Here is a 20779-nt window from a genome sequence, read left to right as displayed (position 1 = left end):
GCCGGGTACGGTGAGGCGCATGCCCGCCAACCCGTCCGCGCCCGTACTCGTCGGCGACGAACCCGGTTCCTTCCCGCACAGCGTGCTGGCCGAACGGCACCCGGCCATCGTCCGGCAGGTGCGCGACGCCTTCCCTTACGGCCCCGAGCAGCACCGCGCCCTGGACGTGCTGCTGGAGAGTTGCGCCGAGGGCGTCATCGACGACCTTCCCGCCGCCGCGCCCGACCGTGACCGCTGGCAGGCCTGGGGCATGGGACAGTACGCCGGGCACTCCTGGTTCGACGTGCCGTGGCTGTGGTCCGAGAGCTACTTCTACCGCCGTCTCCTCGAAGCCGTCGGCTACTTCGGGCCCGGGCCCTGGCAGGGCATCGACCCCTTCCGCCCGTCCAAACTCGCCGAACTCGACTCCCCGGAGACCGACGAGGAACTCGCGGCGCTCGACGAGCTGGAGGGCAAGCCGGCGGCGGAGCGCGCGGACGCCCTGCTGCACGGCTCCCTCTGGGGCAACCGCGCCGACCTCGGCTTCCGGCTGTCGGCGGGCGGCGCCGAGGCCGGGCCGCCCGTCCCCGCCCTGGTCGCCGACGACAGGGCGGCCCTCTGGTCGCTGCTGCCGTCCTCCGGCACCGGCACGCTCTGCCTGGTCGCCGACAACGCCGGTCGCGAACTCGTCCCCGATCTCCTCCTCGTCGCCCACCTCCTCGCCCAGGGCCGTGTCCGGCGGGCGGTCCTGCACGTCAAGCCGTACCCGTACTACGTCTCCGACGCCACCACCGCCGATGTCGTCGACGCCGTACGCCGGCTGACGGCGGCTCCCGGCGCGGCCGCGCAGTACGGGCGTCACCTGTGGTCGGCGATGGCAGACGGCCGGCTGACGGTCCGGGCACACCCCTTCTCCTGCGCCCCGCTGCCCTACGGCGCCATGCCCGCCGACCTGCGCGAGGAGTTCGCCGCGGCCACGCTGACCGTGTTCAAGGGCGACCTGAACTACCGGAGGCTGGTGGGGGACCGCCTGTGGCCCCCGACCACCCCGTTCGCCGACACCACCGGCTACTTCCCCGGCCCCCTCGCCGCTCTGCGCACCCTGAAGTCCGACGTGATCACCGGCCTGGACGCGGACACCGAGGCCGCGCTGGACGCCGCCGAGGGCGAGCACTGGCGCGTCGCGGGCACGCACGCGCTGATCCAGGTCAGGACCTGACCGCCGGGCGGCCTGCCGCGCCGCGCGACAACCCCGTTCACGTGCGGATTCACGCGATGGAGTGATCGGGTTGGTGCGTACGGATGGTGCCGGAGTGTCGCGGGTAGGGCCCGGCCATGACGCAGCAGCCCTTCGAACTCCCGCACTTCTACATGCCGTATCCCGCGCGGCTCAACCCGAACGTCGACGAGGCCCGCGCCCACTCGACGCGGTGGGCGCGCGACATGGGCATGTTGGAAGGCTCCGGGATCTGGGAGCAGTCCGACCTCGACGCGCACGACTACGGACTGCTCTGCGCCTACACCCACCCCGACTGCGACGGGCCCGCCCTGTCGCTCATCACCGACTGGTACGTGTGGGTCTTCTTCTTCGACGACCACTTCCTGGAGACCTTCAAGCGCAGCCAGGACCGCGCGGGCGGCAAGGCCTACCTGGACCGGCTCCCCCTGTTCATGCCCCTCGACCCCGAGACCCCCGTCCCCGAGCCGCGCAACCCGGTCGAGGCCGGCCTCGCCGACCTGTGGGCGCGTACGGTGCCGTCGATGTCGGCCGACTGGCGCCACCGGTTCGCGGTGGCCACCGAGCACCTGCTGAACGAGTCCCTGTGGGAGCTGTCGAACATCAACGAGGGGCGGATCGCCAACCCCGTCGAGTACATCGAGATGCGCCGCAAGGTCGGCGGCGCGCCCTGGTCGGCGGGGCTGGTGGAGTACGCGACCGCCGAAGTGCCCGCCGCCGTCGCCGGAACCCGGCCGCTCAGGGTGCTGATGGAGACGTTCTCCGACGCCGTGCACCTGCGCAACGACCTGTTCTCCTACCAGCGGGAGGTCGAGGACGAGGGCGAGTTGAGCAACGGCGTCCTGGTCCTGGAGACCTTCTTCGGGTGCACCACCCAGGAGGCCGCCGACTCCGTCAACGACGTCCTCACCTCCCGCCTCCACCAGTTCGAGCACACCGCGCTCACCGAAGTGCCCGCCGTGGCCCTGGAGAAGGGCCTCAACCCGGCAGAGACCGCGGCGGTGGCGGCGTACGCCAAGGGCCTCCAGGACTGGCAGTCCGGCGGCCACGAGTGGCACATGCGCTCCAGCCGGTACATGAACGAGCGGGCCCGGTCCACCAGCCCCTGGCAGCGAGTGGCAGGCCCCGGCACCTCGGCGGCCGACGTGGACGCGCTGCTCGCAGCGGCCGGGGCGGAGAGGCTGCGCGCGTACACGCACGTGCCCTTCGAGAAGGTCGGCCCGTCCCGCATCCCCGACCTCCGCATGCCCTACCCGCTGAGGCTGAGCCCGCATCTGGACCGCTCCCGGCGAAGCCTCGTCGACTGGTGCCACAGCATGGGCATCCTCGAGGAGGGCGTGTGGGACGAGGACAAGCTCGCCGCCTACGACCTGGCGCTGTGCTCGGCCGGCATCGACCCGGACGCCACGCCCGAGGCGCTCGACCTGAGCGCGCAGTGGCTCGCCTTCGGCACCTACGGCGACGACTACTACCCGCTGGTGTACGGCCACCGCCGCGACCTGGTCGCCGCGAAGGCGACCACGGCCCGCCTGTCGGCCTGCATGCCCGTGGCGGGGGAGGCGGCGCCGGTCCCGCTCAACGCCATGGAGCGGAGCCTGACCGACCTGTGGGCGCGGACCACCGCGGAGATGACCCCCGACCAGCGGCGCACCCTGAAGCACGCGATCGACTCGATGACCGAGAGCTGGGTGTGGGAGCTTTCCAACCAGCTCCAGAACCGCGTCCCCGACCCGGTCGACTACCTGGAGATGCGGCGCGCCACCTTCGGCTCCGACCTCACCCTGAGCCTGTGCCGGATGGGATACGGCCCGGCCATCCCCGCGGAGGTCTACCGCAGCGGCCCGGTCCGCTCCCTGGAGAACGCGGCCGTCGACTACGCCTGCCTGCTGAACGACGTCTTCTCGTACCAGAAGGAGATCGAGTACGAGGGCGAGATCCACAACGCGATCCTGGTCGTACAGCACTTCTTCGGCATCGACTACCCGGCCGCGCTCAAGGTCGTCCAGGACATGATGAACCAGCGCATGCGCCAGTTCGAGCACGTCGTCGCCCACGAACTCCCCGTCGTCCACGATGACTTCGAGCTCTCCGAGGAGGGGCGCGCGGCCACGCTCGGCTACGTGGCCGACCTCCAGAACTGGATGGCGGGCATCCTCAACTGGCACCGGAGCGTCGACCGCTACAAGGCCGAGTGGCTGGGCCGCCGGGCCCACGCCTTCCTCCCGGACCGCCCGCCCGCCCCCGCCCTCCCTGTGGGCTGACCGCCCACCGAACAGCGGCAGCCGGAGGCGTTCGATGGATCAGACAGCGTTGCGTCCCAAGCCGATGCCAGGACAGGAGCCCGGCGGCGGCGAGCACGGCCCGGTCCGGCGCCCGCTCGCCGTGCGCCGCCGCGGCCGCCGCCTAGCGGCCCTGGTGTGCGGGCTGCTCGCCGCGATCGTCCTGGTCCTGTCCGGGGTCGGCCTCGGCACAGTGGGCCTCACGGTGATCGGCACGAGCCGGCCTGCCCCCGCCGAGCCGCAGCGGCAGGCCGGCACCCGGGTGCGCACGGATCGGGCGCCGGCCTCCGCGCCCGCGACACCGCCCGCCGCGCCCGTGCCGGTGCCGGTGCGTCCGACGCTGGGCGTGGAGGTGGTGGACGACGGCAAGTCCGGAGCCCGGGTGGTCGGCATCCACGTCCCCGGCCCCGGGTACACGGCGGGCCTGATCCGCGGTGACGTACTGCTCGTCTTCGGCGGAACCCGGGTCGACACGGCGGCGGACCTGGCCCGCGCGGTCGCCGGGTCCCGCCCGGGGCAGGCGGTGGTCCTCACCGTGCGCCACGCCGGCGGCGGCCACCAGCAACTGACCGTCACCCCGGGCATCGTCACATGACGACCCCCACCACGTCCCGTGCCCCGCCCCGGTCCGTGGCCTGCCTGGCTTGTGGCCCGCGCTCCGAGCCGTGGTTCGTCCCTCGTTCGATGGCCGAGTGCGATTTGGGGCCCGGCCGGTGCGGACGGGCGGCGCGGGCGTGGTCGAGATCTCCAACCGGCTCGCGTCGCACGGCGTGGCCGGGCAGGATGCTGCCCGTAGCCTTCCTCACCGTTTCAGCCGCATACGGAGGCCCGGATGACCGGCATCGCGCTCGCGCCCTTCACCGCCGACGACTACAGGGCCCGGCTGGAACGCGCCGCCCGCGCGGCGGCCGATGCCGGGCTGGCCGGACTGCTGGTGGCGCCGGGGCCGGACCTGGTGTGGCTGACCGGGTACGCGCCCACCGCCGTCACCGAGCGGCTCACGCTGCTCGTCGTCGCCGCCGGACGCGAACCCGTACTCGTCGTCCCCACCCTGGAGGCCCCGGACGCCGCCAAGGCGTCCGGCGCGTCCGCACTGGCCCTGCGCGACTGGACCGACGGCACCGACCCCTACGCCGTCACCGCGGCCCTCCTCGACGACCGCGGCCGGTTCGGCATCAGCGACAACACCTGGGCCATGCACCTGCTCGCCCTGCAGCAGGTGCTGCCCAAGACCTCCTACGCCTCCCTCACCGAGGCCCTGCCCATGCTGCGCGCGGTGAAGGACGCGGCCGAGGTGGAACTGCTCGCGGCGGCGGGCGCGGCCGCCGACGCCGCGTTCGAGGAGATCCGGAAGGTGCGGTTCTCCGGCCGCCGCGAATCCGAGGTCGCCGCCGACCTCGCCGGCCTGCTGCGGCGCTTCGGGCACTCCCAGGTCGACTTCACCATCGTCGGCTCCGGCCCCAACGGCGCCAACCCGCACCACGAGGTGGGCGACCGCGTCATCGAGCGCGGCGACATGGTCGTCCTCGACTTCGGCGGCCTCAAGGACGGCTACGGCTCCGACACCACCCGCACCGTGCACGTCGGCGAGCCGACCGACGAGGAGCGGCGGGTGCACGACATCGTCCGCGAGGCCCAGGAGGCCGGCTTCCGGGCGGTGCGCCCCGGCGTCTCCTGCCAGGAGGTCGACCGCGCCGCCCGCGCGGTCATCACCCGGGCCGGGTACGGCGAGTACTTCATCCACCGCACCGGCCACGGCATCGGCGTCACCACGCACGAGCCGCCCTACATGATCGAGGGCGAGGAGCAGCCCCTCGTACCCGGCATGTGCTTCTCCGTGGAGCCCGGCATCTACCTGCCCGGCCGCTTCGGGGTGCGCATCGAGGACATCGTCACCGTGACCGAGGACGGGGGCCGCCGCCTCAACGACACGACCCGGGAGATGGTCATAGTGGACTGACCACCGGTAGTCCCCACCCCGCAACCGCAACCACACGGCGCGACGATGACCCAGGCACCGACACCCACCGCGGACACCGTCCGCAGACTGGTCCGCACCCTGCTCAAGGACGGCTCGGACACCGCCCCCGGACCCGAGATCCGGCCCGTCGCCGAGGGCGGCGAGCACTCCACCTGGTGGGTCGGCGCCCGCCATGTGCTGCGCCTGGCGCCCGACCGTGAGGCCGCCGAGCGCCAGCGCCGCGAACTGCGGCTGCGCGAACTGATCCGCCCGCACCTTCCGGTCGCCGTCCCGGCCAGCGTCGCGCGCGGCGAGTGGGCGCCCGGGCTGACGTACACGCTGGACACCCGGATCACCGGCGGCACGGCCGGCGAGCACGACGTCTCCGCCGTCGGCGAGGACGACCTGGCCGGGCTGTTCACCGGGCTGCGCGAGGTCCCCGCCCGGCAGGCCCAGACCCTCGGCGTCCCGCGCACCGCGCCGCGCTCCCTGGAGGCGTTGCGCCGCATGGCCGTGCACGCCACCGAACGCCTCGGCGCCGCCGACGAGTTCGACCCCGCGCGGATGGCCCAGCTCACCGCGCCCGCCGCGGCCCAGCTCGCCGCCCAGCCCGGCACCGCCGTGCTCATCCACCACGACCTCAAGGGCGAGCACCTGGTGGTGAGCGCCGACGGCCGGGTGCGTGGGGTCCTCGACTGGACCGACGCCGTGGTCGGCGACCCGGCCGAGGACATCGCCGGCGTCGCCGTCGCCGTCGGTTCCCCCGCCGCGGTGCGCGCCGCCACCCTCGCCGGCTACAGCGCCCGGCCCTGCCTGCGCGGCCTGTGGCTGGCCCGCTGCGACACCGTGATCCGCCTCGCCGCACGTCTCGACGGCCGCGACGGCAGTCCGCTGCCGCTCCTCAGGTCCCAGCTGCGCCACGCCTGGGAGGCGATCCTGCTGGAGCGGGTGACGGAGTTCCGGGAGGACCCTGCGGACCCTGCCGACACTGCGGACACCGGGGAGTAGGGGCCGTCCGGGCGCGGTGCCGTGCTCAGTGCTGCAACAGCACCGCGCACGACTCCGCGGGCACGTGCAGCAGCCCGTCCGCTCCGGGTGCCGCGACCGGTTCCCAGGCGGCCAGCACCTCGGTGGGGCGGTTGCCGAGGAGGATCTCCGCAGGCTCCTTGGCGAGGTTGAGCGCCACCAGCACGTCCCCGCGCCGGAAGGCGAACCAGCGGGCCTCCTCGTCGTAGGCCACCTTGGTGTCGGCGAGGTCGGGGTCGGTGAGGTCGGGCTGCTCGTGCCGCAGGGCGGTCAGCCGGCGGTACCAGGCCAGCACGCGCGCGTGCGGCTCGCGCCCCGGCTCGGACCAGTCCAGGCAGGAGCGGTCGCGGGTCGCCGGGTCCTGCGGGTCGGGCACGTCCTCCTCCGCCCAGCCGTGCTCGGCGAACTCCCGCCGCCGGCCTCGTCGCACCGCCTCCGCGAGTTCCGGATCGGTGTGGTCGGTGAAGTACTGCCACGGCGTGCCGGCCGCCCACTCCTCGCCCATGAACAGCATCGGCGTGAACGGCGCGGTCAGCGTCAGCGTGGCCGCGCAGGCCAGCAGCCCGGGGGAGCCGGCGAGCAGCGTGGACAGGCGGTCGCCCCGGGCGCGGTTGCCGACCTGGTCGTGGGTCTGGCCGTAGCCGAGCAGCCGGTGCCCGGCCACCCGGGTGCGGTCCAGCGGGCGGCCGTGGTGGCGGCCCCGGAAGCCGGAGTACGTCCCGTCGTGGAAGTAGCCGCCGGTGAGCGTCTTGGCGACCGCCGCGAGCGGGGCCCGCCCGAAGTCGGCGTAGTAGCCCTGGGACTCGCCGGTCAGCGCGGAGTGCAGCGCGTGGTGGAAGTCGTCGTTCCACTGGGCGTCCAGGCCGAGACCGCCCTCCGCGCGCGGGGTGATGATCCGCGGGTCGTTCAGGTCCGACTCCGCGATCAGGAACGGACGGCGGCCCAGGTCGGCGGAGAGCGCGTGCACGGCCGTCGACAGTTCCTCCAGGAAGTGGCACGCGCGCGTGTCCACCAGGGCGTGCACCGCGTCCAGGCGCAGACCGTCGATCCGGTAGTCGCGCAGCCACGCCAGCGCGCTGCCGACCAGGAACCGGCGCACCTCGTCCGAGCCGGGCGCGTCCAGGTTGACGGCGGCGCCCCAGGGGGTGTGGTGGGTGTCGGTGAAGTACGGTCCGAACCGCGGCAAGTGGTTGCCCGACGGACCCAGGTGGTTGTGCACCACGTCCAGGACCACGCCCAGGCCCAGCTCGTGGGCCCGGTCGACGAAGCGCTTCAGCCCCTCGGGTCCGCCGTACGGCTCGTGCACCGCCCACAGCGACACGCCGTCGTAGCCCCAGCCGTGCCGGCCGGGGAACGGGCACACGGGCAGCAACTCCACGTGGGTGATGCCCAGTTCCACCAGATGGGGCAACCGTTCGGCGGCCGCGTCGAAGGTGCCCTCACGCGTGTACGTGCCGATGTGCAGCTCGTACAGGACCGCGCCGGGCAGCGGGCGCCCGGCCCGGTCGGCGGAGCGCCATGTGTACCGCGCGTGCTCGACGACCGCGCTCAGCCCGTCCGGGCCGTCCGGCTGCCGCGGCGAGCGCGGGTCGGGCAGCACGGGGCCGCCGTCCAGCGCGAATCCGTACCGCGAGCCGTCGCGCGCCTCGGCCTCACCCGTCCACCACCCCTCTCGCTCCGGATCGCGCTCCAGCGCGCGCGTGGCGCCGTCGCACTGGAGCGTCACACGGCCGGCCTGTGGTGCCCACACCTCGAACTGCACGGACGGTTCCCCTTCGTTCGCTCACCGTGACGTAGCCTGTCCATGGTGCGCCACAAGAGATCAATCCGCTTTTGGATTCCCTCTTTTCCGGCGGGTGTCGCCGGATCCGCGTGGCTGGTGTGTGTCTCCGTGGTAGCTGGACACGCGGGGTCGACTGACCGACAATCACCAACGTGACGTCGTCCTTCGAGTCCCACACGTACCCCGCGCGGCTCTCCGACGCGCAGCGCGACAAGGCGCTGAAGGTGCTCCGTGACGGCGTCGCGATGGGCCGGCTGTCGCACGACACGTTCGTACGGCGGATGGAACTGGCCCTGGCCGCCCGCCGGCCGGACGAACTCGCCGCGCTCACCTCCGATCTGCGCACCGAGGGGCGCGTGTCCCGGCTGGTGTTCGGCACGGTCGAGGCGGTGTCCGGTTTCGGCGTACGGCTGCGCCGGGCCTGGCAGGCCGAGCGGCTGCCCAAGCTGCTGCTGCCCTTTCCCGGCAGCGGTCACCCGTTGCGCATAGGGCGCGATCCGGCCAGCGGTCTGCGGCTGACCCACGAGACGGTCTCCCGCGTGCACGCCGAACTGCGCCACCAGGGCGGGATGTGGGTGCTGCGGGACCTGGGCTCGACCAACGGCACGACCGTCAACGGGCGGCGCGTGGTCGGCGCGGCCGTCGTGCGCGAGGGCGACCAGGTCGGGTTCGGCCAGGTGGCGTTCCGGCTCTCCGCGAACTGAGCCACCCCGCCGCCACCGGCCCCGGCCCATCCGATACGGCGGGTCAAGTCCTTTTTCGGACGCTGGTGTTGACGTATCCGACAAGTCATGACTGACTGTGTGTACGCCATGTACATGTGGTGAAGCGCCGGCGCCGCACTGTGGAGGTGTGCTCTGCCGCCACTCCCGCACTATCCGTCCGTGGACGAGTTGGGCGCACACGCCGCCGCACTTGTCGCCCGCCGGCCCCGGGACGCCCGGCTGCGCCGCGTCGGCACCTCCCGTGGGGGCCTGCCCCTGTGGCTGCTCTCCGTCGGCCACGGCAGCCGCCAGGCCCTCGTGGTGGCCGGACCGCACGCCAACGAGCCCGTGGGCGGCGCCACCGCACTGAGGCTGGCCGAACGCGTGCTGGCCGGCCGCGGCGGCGCGGACACCGACGTCACCTGGAACCTGCTGCTGTGCCTCGACCCCGACGGCTCACGGCACAACGAGGGCTGGCTCAGGGGGCCTTACGACCTCGGCCACTACTTCCGGGACTTCTTCCGGCCCGGGTTCCTGGAGCAGCCGGAGTGGCTGCCCGACGGCGCCGCGGCCGCCGCGCTGCCGGAGACCCGGGCGCTGCTCGAACTCCAGGACGAGCTTCGGCCCTTCGTCCAGTGCTCGCTGCACGGCGTCGACGTCGGCGGCGGCTTCGTCGAGGTGACCCGCGAACTGCCCGGCCTCGCACGGCGTGTCGGGCACGCCGCGGCCCGGCTCGGCATCCCGCGTGAACTCGGCGCGTACGACCCCCTGTACTGGCCGCGTCTGGGGCCCGCCGTCTACCGGATCCCGCCGCCGCGCCGGGGCGGCCTGGCCGCCGCCATCACCGAGGCGGCGGTGGAGTCGACATGGTTCCACCCGCAGCGGCACGGCACCGTGACCGCCGTCGTCGAGGCGCCCATGTGGGGTGTGGACGCCGTGTCCGACGGCTCGGCGCCCGCGGACCCGGACGGGGTGCTGCGCGCCGTCAGTCGCGCCCTGCGCGAGGACATCCGGCTCATGGAGCGGCTGCTGGAGCGGGTCCGGCCGCACCTCGCCGACGTGCCGGACGCGGGCCGGCTGCTCGCGCCGGTGGACGACTACCTCCTGGTCTGTCCCGGGCTCGCCGACGCGTGGGACCCCGACACCGACGACGGCACGCTGCGCCCGCTCCCGCCGCTGACCAACGCCCACCTGGCCGCGCTGCGCATCGCGGGGCGGCGGCTGGCGCTGCGCACCGCCGGACTGCTGCACCGGCTCGTGCGCGGTGCCGGGTACGACCGGGCCGGGGTCCTGCCCGAACTGGACCGGTTCATCGAGCAGGGGTGCGCCGACTACCGTGACAACCTGCGGGCGCGCTGGATACCGGTCGCCCGGCAGGCCGAGTACCAGACGCGGGTGGTGCTGGCCGTGTGCGAACTCGCCGGGCGGCACGCGCGCGTGCGCTCACGATCGGGTGAGCCGGGGTGGGGGACGCGGGCGGCCGTGCCGATACACCGGGAATGACCCACCTCACCAAGGCGGCCACGACCCGCCTGCGGCGTGGCCTGATGGCAGGGGCCGCACTCCTGCTCGCCGGCGCCGCCCCGGCCACGGCCGCCCACCGGCCGACCGGCCAGTCCGACTGGCTCTACGTCACGGTCACCCACGGCGACGAGCGCTCCGGTGACGTCCGCGGCGCCCTGCTCCTGTGCGACCCGCCCCGGGGCCACGCCCACGCGGCCGACGCCTGCACCCAGCTCCGCTCCTCCGGCGGCGACATCCACGGCATTCCCCACCGGGACGTCCTCTGCCCGATGATCTACGCCCCCGCAACGGCCCACGCCCGCGGCCAGTGGCACGGCCGACTGATCGACTACACGGAAACCTTCTCCAACACCTGCGAATTGAACGCCCGAACGGGCGCCGTCTTCGCCATGAGCAACTGAGGCCCGACGCACGGCGGTTGGGACGTCCGCCGCGCGCCCGACACGCGTGCGTGTCCTGGGGCGGGGTTGAGGGGGCGTGCCGCTTCCATGCGTGCGGCGCGGCCCACGGGTCACGTGGGGGACGTGCGGGCCTGGTGGGCTGTGGTGACTACTGTGCGGCTCTGGTGTTCCACCTGGTGTTCCACGGGGACCCAGCGGGCGTGGAAGCGGTGGGCGAAGGACTCGCTCCAGGTGGTCACGAGGTGTTCCAGGTCCGGGGCGGCGCGGTCGTCGGCCTCGCGCAGGGTCCGCAGGAGCATCGCCGCGGCCCGCAGCGGCAGGCGGCGCCCGAACGCGTCCACGCTGCCGACGTAGGCCATCGTGGTGTCCGCGGGCGGGGTGTGGATCCAGTCCGCGGCCAGTCCCGGCACCAGGCTCAGCCCCCACTTCGCCGCCCGCAACAGCGGCCCGTCGGCCCCGTGCAGGCGCGGCAGCGCGTCGGTGAGGACCAGCTCCACCTCCCGCGCGTCCCGCAGCAGCCGGTGCGCGAGCCGCCGTATCGCCGCCGCCGGGGCGGGATGCGGCGCGGGATCGTCCACCAGGTCGCTCGCCCACATCGGCACCTCCACGATCGCGGTCATGCCGCCGTACCGGTGCGGGCGGAACCAGGTGCTGTGCCGCGCGTCGTCCGGCATGCTCGGATACGCCGGGCCCGCGCCGGGCCCCGGCATCACCCGGACCCCGGGCCCCGAGACCGGCCAGCCCGCCGCGTCCGAGGCGCCCGTCTCCACCGGGATGTGCAGCCGTGCCGCCGACTTGCCGAACGGCTCGGCGAGCCCGGGCACGTCCCGGGTCAACTGCACCCAGCTGCCGCCCAGTTCGGTGCCGTGCAGCGTCACCTGGAGGTAGGGCCGCAGCTCGTCGATGACCCCGGTCAGTGCCCGCGTCTCCGGCGGCAGCCGGTCGGGCGGCAGCACGGAGGGCGACCACTCCGGCTGCTCGGGCCCGGCGGGCCGGAAGAACCCGAGGTGGTAGTCGAGCAGGCTGCGCGGGGCCGGAGTGACGTGCAGACTCGCCCCGTCCGGGTCCGCGCACAGCAGGAAGTGCCAGGAGGTGTCCGCCCGCAACCGCTCCTCGCGCAGCACGCGGTGCGCGACGGCGAGGAGGGTGGAGCCGCCGGTGGGCTCGTTGGCGTGGGCGCCGGCGACCACCAGCACCGCCCGCCGGGCGTGCCCGACGGACAGCAGGTGCAGCGGCCGTCCCGCGCGGGAGTGGCCGACCTCCCTCAGCACGCACCGGTCCGGCCGGTACGCGGCCAGCGCACGGGCGGCGGCGACCAGTTCGGGAACACTGGGGTAGCGCAGATCCGGCAGGAGACTCACCCCCGACCTGTCCTCCCGGCTTCGCATTCCGCAGTACCCCACGGACGCCGAGTCCTGTCAAGCACGCTCCAGCAGTGCCACCGGCAGCCGCTCGAAGAGCTCCGCCACGAGCACGTGCCCCTCGAACTCCCGCCCCGGGGCCAGTGCGTCGGACCACCGGCCCGGCGGCAGGGGCAGTCGGGTGTCCCGCCAGCCGCCCGCCTCCGCCAGGCGCAGCGACAGCCGGGTCACGGCCGTGACCACCTCCCCGGAGCGCTCGAACGCCGCACAGTGGGCCGCCGCCGTCCCCTCGGCGAGCAGCGGGGCGTACGTCGCCGCCGGGCCGAACACCTCCGGCCGGCGGGCGCGCAGCCGCAGCGCCGCCACCGTCACCGCGCCCTTGTCTCCGGCGTCGGCGGGCGGGAACCGCACCGGGCGCCGGTTGTCCGGGTCGACCAGGGCCCGGTACTCGGCCTCCGTGCCCTGGTACACGTCGGGCACGCCGGGCATCGTCAGGTGCACCAGCGCCGTGCCCAGGACGTTCGCCCGGATATGCGGTTCGAGCGCGGTACGCAGGGCGGTCACCGGCCCCGCCGGTGCCCCGCACGGCCCCTCGTCGACGAACCGCGCCACCGCCTCCTCGTAGGCGGGCCGCTGCTCGGTCCAGCTCGTGCGGAGGCCCGCCTCCCGCACATGCTTCAGCAGCGCCTGCCGCACGCGTTCCCCGTCCGCCGGGCCGAGGCCGAACACCGTCTGCCAGGCCGCCCACGCCAGTTGCGCGTCCGGCACGCCCTCCCCGCCGCCGGTCACCTCGTCCAGCAGGTCCGCCCAGACGCGCGGGCACTCGGTGAGCACGGCCAGCGCCGCCCGTACGTCGGCGCTGCGCTTGGTGTCGTGCGTGGAGACCACGGTCCCGGTGTCCGGCCAGTCGCGCTGCACCCGTGCGCAGTACGTGTGGAAGTCCTCCGGGGACACCGCCGGGTGACCGGGATCGCCGCCCACCTCGTTGGCCGACAGCAGCGGCACGTACCGGTAATAGGCGGTGTCCTCCACGGACTTGGCACGCAGCGCGGAGGCTGCCTGCGCGAACCGGGTGCGGAACTCCATGGCGCCGGGCCCGGATCCGGCCCGCCCGACGACCAGGTCGCGCACCACGTCGACGGCCTCGCCCTCCTCCGGCACCACGAAGGCGTGCCGGGCCTCTTCGGCGGCCTGCTCGGTGACCACGGACGCCGGGTCCACGGAGGCGTAGGGCCGGTAGACGCGGAGTCGGACCAGCAGCTCCCGCAGCGCGGTGCGCAGCGCCCAGGGCGCGCGGTCGCGCAGCGCCGGGTCCGGGGAGGTGGCGCACAGCCGGCTCGCCACCCGGGTCAGCCGCTCCGTCTCGGCGGCCAGTTCGTGCGTGATCACCGTGTCCGCCGCCCGCCGTACCGTCGCCTCCCAGTCGCCGCCGCTGTCATCGCGCGGAGCGGCGAACCCGCGGTAGCGCTCGGCCAGTTCGTCCGCTCCGGCCGGGTCGGTGAACAGGCCGTCGACGTGCCGCAGGGCGTCGTAGCCGGTGGTGCCCGCGACCGGCCAGGAGGCCGGCAGGTGCTCGCCGTCGGAGAGGATCTTCTCGACGACCGTCCAGCGCCCGCCGGTCGCCTCGTGCAGCCGCCGGAGGTAGGCGTCGGGGTCGGCGAGCCCGTCCGGGTGGTCGACACGCAGCCCGTCGACCACCCCCTCCGCCAGCAGCTGGAGGATCTTGGCGTGCGTCGCCCGGAACACCTCCGGGTCCTCCACCCGCACCCCGATCAGCTCCGAGATGCTGAAGAAACGCCGGTAGTTCAGTTCCGTACGGGCCAGCCGCCACCACACCGGCCGGTACCACTGCGCGTCCAGCAGTTCGGGCAGCGGCAGCCTCCCGGTGCCCTCGCGCAGTGGGAAGGCGTGGTCGTGGTAGCGCAGGACGTCGCCGTCCACTGTCAGCTCGCCGGTCTCCCGGCCGACCGGGTGGCCGAGCACGGGCAGCAGCACCTTGCCGCCCTGGGCCTCCCAGTCGATGTCGAACCAGCGCGCGTACGGCGACGCGGGGCCCTCCCGCAGCACCTCCCACAGGGCGTGGTTGTACCGCGGGGCCATGGCCATGTGGTTCGGCACGATGTCCACGACCAGGCCGAGCCCGTGCTCCCGCGCGGTGCGCGCCAGCGCCCGCAGGCCCTCCTCGCCGCCGAGTTCGTCGCGCACCCGCGTGGGGTCCACGACGTCGTAGCCGTGCGCGGAGCCCGGCACGGCCTGGAGGACGGGTGACAGGTGCAGGTGCGAGACGCCGAGCGAGGCCAGGTACGGCACGGCCCGCTCCGCGGCCGCGAACGGGAACTCGGGCTGGAGCTGGAGCCGGTAGGTGGCCGTGGGCACGACGGGCTCGGGACGCTCGGGTGTCTCGGATGTCATGGAGAGCTACGTACCCCTCCGGCCGCCTTTGGTGTCACCCGGCCGCCATGTGCCCCGGGCCCCACCCGGGCGGGTGCCCGTCCTCGCCCGGATGGGTGAGCGCCGCGCCGGCTCCTCGACGGGGGTGGCGCGCCGGCTCCTCGCCCGGCGCGGAACGGGTGCTACGCGGGCCGTCGCAGCACGGTCAGGCTGCGGTCCGTCAGGGTGAGCCGTTCCCCGGCCCGCACCTTGGGGCCGGTGCCCGGCGGGACCGGGTCCGTGCGCGCGGTGTCCACCACCACCTGCCACTGGCGTCCGTGATCGACCGGCACGGCGAAGTCGAGCGGCTTCGGCGCGGCGTTGAACATCAGCAGGAAGGAGTCGTCGGCGATCCGCTCCCCGCGCGTGCCGGGCTCCGAGATCGCGTTGCCGTTGAGGAACACGGTCAGCGCGGAGGCCCGCGCCGAGTCCCAGTCCTGCTGGGTCATCTCCCGGCCCTCGGGGGTGAACCAGGCGATGTCGGACAGCTCGTCGTGCGTGCCCTCCACCGGCCGTCCGTGGAAGAAGCGGCGCCGCCGGAAGACCGGGTGGTCCCTGCGCAGCCCCGCCATCGCCCGGACGAAGTCCAGCAGTTCGGCGTCCTGCTCGCCGGGCTCCGGCCAGCGCACCCAGGACAGCTCGTTGTCCTGGCAGTAGGCGTTGTTGTTGCCGCGCTGGGTGCGCGCGAACTCGTCGCCGTGGCTGATCATGGGCACGCCCTGGGACAGCATCAGCGTCGCGACGAAGTTCCGCGTCTGCCGCGCCCGCAGTTCGAGCACCCGGGGGTCGTCGCTGTCGCCCTCGGTGCCGCAGTTCCAGGACCGGTTGTGGCTCTCGCCGTCCCGGTTGTCCTCGCCGTTGGCCTCGTTGTGCTTGTCGTTGTACGACACCAGGTCGTGCAGGGTGAAACCATCGTGGCAGGTGACGAAGTTGATCGAGGCCAGCGGGCGGCGGCCGTCGTCCTGGTAGAGGTCGGAGGAGCCGGTCAGCCGGGAGGCGAACTCGGCGAGCGCCCGCGGTTCGCCGCGCCACAGGTCCCGCACGGTGTCGCGGTACTTGCCGTTCCACTCGGTCCACAGCGGCGGGAAGTTCCCCACCTGGTAGCCGCCCTCGCCGACGTCCCAGGGCTCGGCGATCAGCTTCACCTGGGAGACCACCGGGTCCTGCTGCACCAGGTCGAAGAACGACGACAGCCGGTCCACCTCGTGGAACTGCCGTGCCAGGGTGGCCGCCAGGTCGAAGCGGAAGCCGTCGACGTGCATCTCGGTGACCCAGTAGCGCAGCGAGTCCATGATCAGCTGGAGCACGTGCGGGGACCGCATGAGCAGGGAGTTCCCGGTGCCCGTGGTGTCCATGTAGTAGCGCGGGTCGTCGGTGAGCCGGTAGTAGCGCGGGTTGTCGATGCCCTTGAACGACAGTGTGGGGCCCAGGTGGTTGCCCTCGGCGGTGTGGTTGTAGACCACGTCCAGGATGACCTCGATCCCGGCCTCGTGCAGCGCCCGGACCGCCGACTTGAACTCCAGGACCTGCTGGCCGCGGTCGCCCCAGGAGGCGTAGGCGTTGTGCGGGGCGAAGAAGCCGATCGTGTTGTAGCCCCAGTAGTTGTTGAGGCCCAGGTCGACCAGGCGGTGATCGTTCACGAACTGGTGTACGGGCATCAGTTCGAGGGCGGTGACGCCGAGCTCGGTCAGATGGTCGATGACCGCCGGGTGGGCCAGGCCCGCGTAGGTGCCGCGCAGCTCCTCGGGCAGTCCCGGGTGGCGCATGGTGAGGCCCTTGACATGGGCCTCGTAGATCACCGTCTCGTGGTAGCCGCGGCGCGGCAGCCGGTCGTCGCCCCAGTCGAAGTACGGGTTGACCACGACGGACGTCATGGTGTGCGGCGCCGAGTCCAGGTCGTTGCGCCGGCCGGGGTCGTCGAAGTGGTAGCCGTACACCTCCTCCCCCCACCGGATCGAGCCGCTGATCGCACGCGCGTACGGGTCGAGCAGCAGCTTCGCCGAGTTGCAGAGCAGTCCGCGCTCCGGGACGTAGGGACCGTGCACCCGGAACCCGTACCGCTGTCCCGGCATGACACCGGGCACGTACGCGTGCCGGACGAACGCGTCGCTCTCCCGCAGTTCCACCGCCGTCTCCGAGCCGTCGTCGTGCAGCAGACACAGCTCTACTCGGTCCGCGGCCTCCGTGAAGACCGCGAAGTTGGTGCCGGCGCCGTCGTACGTGGCGCCGAGTGGGTACGCCTCTCCAGGCCAGACCTGCATGGACAAGACTCTTTCAGGTGTGCGGCGCCGCGGGTGGCGCCTTGGCTCCGAGTCTCCAGGAAAGTCGGGGAAGCGCCTATGACGCACGTCCGTGTGCCGAACCGCTGGGGTGAAAGATGCCCGTGGGGCGAGGAGGGCCCCTGTCAACAGCGCGGACAGGATGGACAGCGTGGGCAGAGTGGACAGAGGGGGCGCGGTGGTCCGAGTGGGCCATGGGGCCAGGGCGTGCCCGCAGGTCAACGGGCGGGCCGGCACTCACCCGGTGAGGTGGCGGACACGGGGTTCCACCGCGCCGCCCGGGTCGCGGACGGCGGCCGGTGCCGGTCACCGGCTATGAATCAGCTCACTCGTCAGGCGTCGGCCCGCCGGAACGGGCAAACAGCGTGCGGAAGTTGAGAAAGGAGCTGTGCATCCGGCTGCGTCGCGCGCCGCTCCCGGAGTACCCTTCCTTGATCGTTGGGACGGGGAGTGCCCGGGGGAGCGGAAGGCGGTGCACGGGTGGGCTCGGGAGGCCTGGAGCTGCCCCCTGGTGACGAGGGTCACGAGGGGCACTCCGCAGACGTCCCGTCCGGTGCGGTGTCCCTGGCAAGGCCGATGGACGCGGGTGCCATCGGGCCGGAGCTGGACTGGGACGCGGGCGCCTGGCGCGAGGTGCGCACGCGTGCCCAGCGGGCCGGCCGCGCCTACATCTGGCTGAACCTCGTCGAACAGCGGCTGCGCGCCGTCGTGGCCGCCGTGCTGCGCCCCGTCTACGAGCCCGTCCACGGCGACGACTGGGTGGTGGCCGCCGCCGGACCGGCCGGCCAGGAGTGGGTGCAGCGGGCCGTCGCGGTACGCGAAGTAAGCCGTCGCAAGGGCTACTTGCTCGACCCGGCCGACGACAACGTGATCAGCTTCCTCACCCTGCCGCAACTGCGTGAGCTGGTGGTGCAGCACTGGCCGTGCTTCGCGCCCTACATAGACGAGCGCCGGGACGTCGAACTCGCCCTGGACGAGCTGGAGGTGGCCCGCAATGTCGTCTCCCGCAACCGGGCCCTGTCCGAGACGGTGCTCAGCCAGGCCGAGCGGGCCTCCGCACGGCTGCTCGACATCCTCGGCACCGGCGGCGACGTGCCCTCCGCCCGGCGGCTGCCGGTCGACGCGGTCGAGGACCTCGTCGGCGACCGGTACGCGGACGTGGTCGCGGTGCACCCCGACCGGGTGCGGCTGCTGCGCCAGTTCCCGGCCGAGGACATCTTCGGCGGCGCCCGCCGCCTGGACGTCATCGGCATCGGCCTGAACCTGCTCGTGCAGAACTTCTCCGGCCGCCGCATGGTGCGGCTCGCCGAGTCCGGCTGCCGGGTGCGGCTGCTGTTCCTGAACCCGGCGTCCAGTGCGGTGAAGCGGCGCGAGCGTGAACTCGGGCTCAAGCGCGGCGAGCTGAGCCGCTCGGTGGAGATGAACATCCTCCACATGCGCCGGGTGCGCGGCCGGCTGCGAGACCCGGGCGCCTTCGAGATCCAGGTCTACGACGAGACCCCCCGCGTCACCGCCTACCTGGTCGACGGGGACGGCTCGGACGGCATCGCGGTCGTGCAGTCCTATCTGCGCCGCAGCCGTGGCATGGAAGCCCCCGTCTTCGTCCTGCGGAACGGGAACAAGGTGGTCAAACCCGGCGAGATCGACGAGGGCGGACTCTTCTCCGCCTATCGCGAGGAGTTCGAGCTGATGTGGGTGGATTCGCGCCCGGTGTCCTGAAACGCCCTCAATCCCCGGGCGGAAAGCGGAACGTGGTCCTCGGATTGTCAGTGGCGCGTGCGATCGTGGAGGCCACTGGGGGAACGCACCACCGAGAAGGGGGGCCGCCATGGGCTGGCACCGGGAGCTGCTGATCGGCTTCGACCTGGAGACGACCGGGACGGATCCGCGCGAGGCGCGCATCGTCACCGGGGCCGTGATCGAGGTCAGGGGAGGGGAGCCGAGGGGACGCCGGGAGTGGCTGGCGGATCCCGGCGTGGAGATCCCGGCGGAGGCGGTGGCGGTGCACGGGATCAGCAACGAACGCGCGGCCGCCGAGGGCGAGCCGGCCGACCGGGTCGCGAACGCCATCGCGGACGCCCTGACCGGCTACTGGAAGACGGGCGTGCCGGTCGTGGCGTACAACGCGGCCTTCGACCTGACCCTGCTCTCCGCCGAGCTGCACCGGTACGGACTGCCGTCCCTGAGCGACCGCCTGGGCGGAGCGGAGCCGGGCCCGGTCGTCGACCCGTACACCATCGACCGCTGGGCCGACCGCTACCGCCGCGGCAAGCGCACCCTGGAGGCGGTCTGCGCGGAGTACGGCATCGTCCTGGACGCCGCCCACGACGCCTCGGCCGACGCCCTCGCGGCGGCCCGGCTGGCCGCCGCGATAGCCGGCCGCCACTCCAAGGTCGCGGCCCTCGGCCCGGCGGAGCTGCACCGCCGCCAGATCGAGTGGCACGCCGCCTGGGCGGCGGACTTCCAGGACTTCCTGCGCCGCAAGGGCGACCCGGACGCGGTGGTCGACGGCGCGTGGCCGCTGCGGCAACCGGCGGGCGAGACGGTCTGAGCCCGGGCGCCGGGGGCGCGGCCCGAGCGGCGGGCTTCGCAGTTCCGGTCACGCTCGTCGTGGCCGCGGACCGGCTTCCGTTCGTCCCGGCGGGCCTGCCGGTCCGGTCACGGTCGCCGGGGGACGCGGTCCGGGCGGCCGGCTTGCTGATTCGGCCATGCTCGTCGGCCCCAAGGGTCGGCTCCGGTTCGTCCCGGTCGGCTTGCCTGGTCGGTCGCGGTCGCGGTCGCGGTCGGCGGGCCCGCGGACCGGCTTCCGCTCGTCCCGCGCCGGCGGCTGCTGCCGCTTCGGCGACGGATCCCGGGCCGGGGCGGAAAGGTCAGCCGGGGCGGAAAGGTCAGAACGGGTACCAGCGCACGGTGGTGTCCCCGTCCCGCAGGGACGCCACCCGGCGTTCGAACTCGGCCAGTGCCTTGGGGTTGCTGGGGGCGTGCTGGGCGACCCAGGCGCAGCTTGCCGTCTCGCGGGCGCCGCGCAGCACCGGGCAGCCCTCCCACTCGCGTACGTCCCAGCCGTACGTCTGGGTGAAGGCGTCGTACGCCTCGGCGGGCAGGCCGTAGCGGTCCCGGGACAGGGCCATGACCACCAGGTCGTGCTCGCGCAGGTCGGAGGAGAAGGTCTCCAGGTCGACCAGGACCGGCCCGTCCGGACCGACGTGGACGTTGCGCGGCAGCGCGTCGCCGTGGATCGGACCCCGCGGCAGCTGCGGGGTGAGCGCGGCGGCGGCCGCCGCGAAGCCGTCGCGGCGCTCCCGCAGATACGCCGCGTCGGCCGGGTCGATCGTGTCGCCCGCGAGCCGCAGCCAGCGTTCCACGCCGCCGAGCAGCTCGCGGCGCGGCAGCTCGAAGCCGGGGGCGGGCAGGGCGTGGACCAGACGCAGCAGTTCGGCCAGGTCCCGCGGCTCGGCGGGCCGCACCGGGTCGGGCAGCCGGTGCCACACGGTCACCGGATGCCCCTCGGTGAGGATCGCCTCCGCGGCGGCGGCCCGCACCGCCGGGACACCGGCCTCGGCCAGCCACAGCGCGATCCGCAGCTCGCGCCGCGCCCGGTCCCACAGCTCGGCGTCCCGGCCCACCTTGACGACGAGGTCCCCGGCGGCGAACACCGCGTTCTCGCCCAGGGCGAGCAGCCGCGCGTCGCGTGCCGGACCGGGCAACACCCCCGTTCCGGCCAGTACCTCCCGAGCCCGCGCCTCGTCCATCGTCCGCCTCCGTGTCCTCGTCCGGGCCACGGCATCCGCGCCGAAGCCCCGCCCTTTCGCCGGG

At 73.7% G+C, this 20779-nt stretch carries 15 protein-coding genes; 10 read left to right on the top strand and 5 right to left on the bottom strand.

Annotated elements, in window-relative coordinates; translation table 11 throughout:
* Positions 1–19: 19 nt before the first annotated feature.
* The 5 genes from ABZ818_RS08835 (at position 20) to ABZ818_RS08815 (ending at position 6463) form a co-directional block, all read left to right on the top strand.
* Positions 20–1198, top strand: a complete 1179-nt coding sequence (locus ABZ818_RS08835) for a damage-control phosphatase ARMT1 family protein (RefSeq protein WP_361412419.1) — start codon at positions 20–22, stop codon at positions 1196–1198.
* 116 nt (positions 1199–1314) lie between these two features.
* Positions 1315–3477 carry a germacradienol/geosmin synthase Cyc2 gene (gene cyc2 / locus ABZ818_RS08830; RefSeq protein WP_361412417.1) on the top strand — a complete coding sequence of 721 codons (2163 nt, stop codon included), beginning with the start codon at positions 1315–1317 and terminating at the stop codon, positions 3475–3477.
* A 34-nt stretch (positions 3478–3511) separates the two neighbouring features.
* On the top strand, positions 3512–4090 hold the full coding sequence (locus tag ABZ818_RS08825) for a PDZ domain-containing protein (RefSeq protein ID WP_361412415.1): 579 nt from the start codon (positions 3512–3514) through the stop codon (positions 4088–4090).
* 237 nt (positions 4091–4327) lie between these two features.
* Positions 4328–5455 carry an aminopeptidase P family protein gene (locus ABZ818_RS08820; RefSeq protein ID WP_361412413.1) on the top strand — a complete coding sequence of 376 codons (1128 nt, stop codon included), beginning with the start codon at positions 4328–4330 and terminating at the stop codon, positions 5453–5455.
* A gap of 45 nt (positions 5456–5500) precedes the next feature.
* Entirely contained in the window at positions 5501–6463 is a 963-nt protein-coding gene (locus tag ABZ818_RS08815) for an aminoglycoside phosphotransferase family protein (protein WP_361412411.1), read from the top strand.
* A 25-nt stretch (positions 6464–6488) separates the two neighbouring features.
* Here the strand turns inward: ABZ818_RS08815 and treZ are convergent, their stop codons facing one another.
* Positions 6489–8243, bottom strand: a complete 1755-nt coding sequence (treZ, locus tag ABZ818_RS08810; protein WP_361412409.1) for a malto-oligosyltrehalose trehalohydrolase — start codon at positions 8241–8243, stop codon at positions 6489–6491.
* 173 nt (positions 8244–8416) lie between these two features.
* On the opposite strand from treZ, the gene ABZ818_RS08805 reads away from it, so the two are divergent.
* The 3 genes from ABZ818_RS08805 (at position 8417) to ABZ818_RS08795 (ending at position 10893) form a co-directional block, all read left to right on the top strand.
* Entirely contained in the window at positions 8417–8968 is a 552-nt protein-coding gene (locus ABZ818_RS08805; protein WP_361412407.1) for a DUF1707 and FHA domain-containing protein, read from the top strand.
* A gap of 180 nt (positions 8969–9148) precedes the next feature.
* On the top strand, positions 9149–10471 hold the full coding sequence (locus ABZ818_RS08800; RefSeq protein WP_361412405.1) for a M14 family zinc carboxypeptidase: 1323 nt from the start codon (positions 9149–9151) through the stop codon (positions 10469–10471).
* Positions 10468–10893, top strand: coding sequence for an SSI family serine proteinase inhibitor (locus ABZ818_RS08795; RefSeq protein WP_361412403.1), 426 nt, complete (start codon positions 10468–10470; stop codon positions 10891–10893). The genes ABZ818_RS08800 and ABZ818_RS08795 overlap by 4 nt, the downstream gene beginning before the upstream one ends.
* Before the next feature lie 110 nt (positions 10894–11003).
* Here ABZ818_RS08795 and ABZ818_RS08790 read toward each other — a convergent pair whose 3' ends face one another.
* The 3 genes from ABZ818_RS08790 to glgX form a co-directional block, all read right to left on the bottom strand.
* A complete protein-coding gene (locus ABZ818_RS08790) occupies positions 11004–12254 on the bottom strand; it encodes a M14 family zinc carboxypeptidase (protein WP_361412401.1) in 1251 nt (416 codons plus the stop codon).
* A 57-nt stretch (positions 12255–12311) separates the two neighbouring features.
* On the bottom strand, positions 12312–14666 hold the full coding sequence (treY, locus tag ABZ818_RS08785) for a malto-oligosyltrehalose synthase (RefSeq protein WP_361412399.1): 2355 nt from the start codon (positions 14664–14666) through the stop codon (positions 12312–12314).
* 161 nt (positions 14667–14827) lie between these two features.
* Entirely contained in the window at positions 14828–16945 is a 2118-nt protein-coding gene (gene glgX, locus ABZ818_RS08780; RefSeq protein WP_361412397.1) for a glycogen debranching protein GlgX, read from the bottom strand.
* Positions 16946–17413: 468 nt separating this feature from the next.
* Between glgX and ABZ818_RS08775 the strand changes: the two genes are divergently transcribed.
* Both ABZ818_RS08775 and ABZ818_RS08770 read left to right on the top strand, forming a co-directional pair.
* On the top strand, positions 17414–18682 hold the full coding sequence (locus tag ABZ818_RS08775) for an SAV2148 family HEPN domain-containing protein (protein WP_361412478.1): 1269 nt from the start codon (positions 17414–17416) through the stop codon (positions 18680–18682).
* Between the two features lie 109 nt (positions 18683–18791).
* Positions 18792–19514, top strand: a complete 723-nt coding sequence (locus ABZ818_RS08770) for a 3'-5' exonuclease (RefSeq protein WP_361412395.1) — start codon at positions 18792–18794, stop codon at positions 19512–19514.
* Positions 19515–19851: 337 nt separating this feature from the next.
* Here ABZ818_RS08770 and ABZ818_RS08765 read toward each other — a convergent pair whose 3' ends face one another.
* Positions 19852–20715, bottom strand: coding sequence for an aminoglycoside phosphotransferase family protein (locus ABZ818_RS08765; RefSeq protein ID WP_361412393.1), 864 nt, complete (start codon positions 20713–20715; stop codon positions 19852–19854).
* Positions 20716–20779 lie beyond the last annotated feature (64 nt).

The organism is Streptomyces sp. NPDC047453, assembly GCF_040643155.1.
In the GTDB taxonomy this organism is placed as follows: domain Bacteria; phylum Actinomycetota; class Actinomycetes; order Streptomycetales; family Streptomycetaceae; genus Streptomyces.
This window is presented reverse-complemented; position numbering and strand designations above follow the sequence as displayed.

Coding starts and splice junctions, on each gene's coding strand:
- treY (WP_361412399.1), bottom strand. CDS start 14,666: ATGACATCCGAGACACCCGAGCGTCCCGAGCCCGTCGTGCCCACGGCC.
- ABZ818_RS08795 (WP_361412403.1), top strand. CDS start 10,468: ATGACCCACCTCACCAAGGCGGCCACGACCCGCCTGCGGCGTGGCCTG.
- glgX (WP_361412397.1), bottom strand. CDS start 16,945: ATGCAGGTCTGGCCTGGAGAGGCGTACCCACTCGGCGCCACGTACGAC.
- ABZ818_RS08770 (WP_361412395.1), top strand. CDS start 18,792: ATGGGCTGGCACCGGGAGCTGCTGATCGGCTTCGACCTGGAGACGACC.
- ABZ818_RS08815 (WP_361412411.1), top strand. CDS start 5,501: ATGACCCAGGCACCGACACCCACCGCGGACACCGTCCGCAGACTGGTC.
- cyc2 (WP_361412417.1), top strand. CDS start 1,315: ATGACGCAGCAGCCCTTCGAACTCCCGCACTTCTACATGCCGTATCCC.
- ABZ818_RS08820 (WP_361412413.1), top strand. CDS start 4,328: ATGACCGGCATCGCGCTCGCGCCCTTCACCGCCGACGACTACAGGGCC.
- ABZ818_RS08765 (WP_361412393.1), bottom strand. CDS start 20,715: ATGGACGAGGCGCGGGCTCGGGAGGTACTGGCCGGAACGGGGGTGTTG.
- ABZ818_RS08835 (WP_361412419.1), top strand. CDS start 20: ATGCCCGCCAACCCGTCCGCGCCCGTACTCGTCGGCGACGAACCCGGT.
- ABZ818_RS08825 (WP_361412415.1), top strand. CDS start 3,512: ATGGATCAGACAGCGTTGCGTCCCAAGCCGATGCCAGGACAGGAGCCC.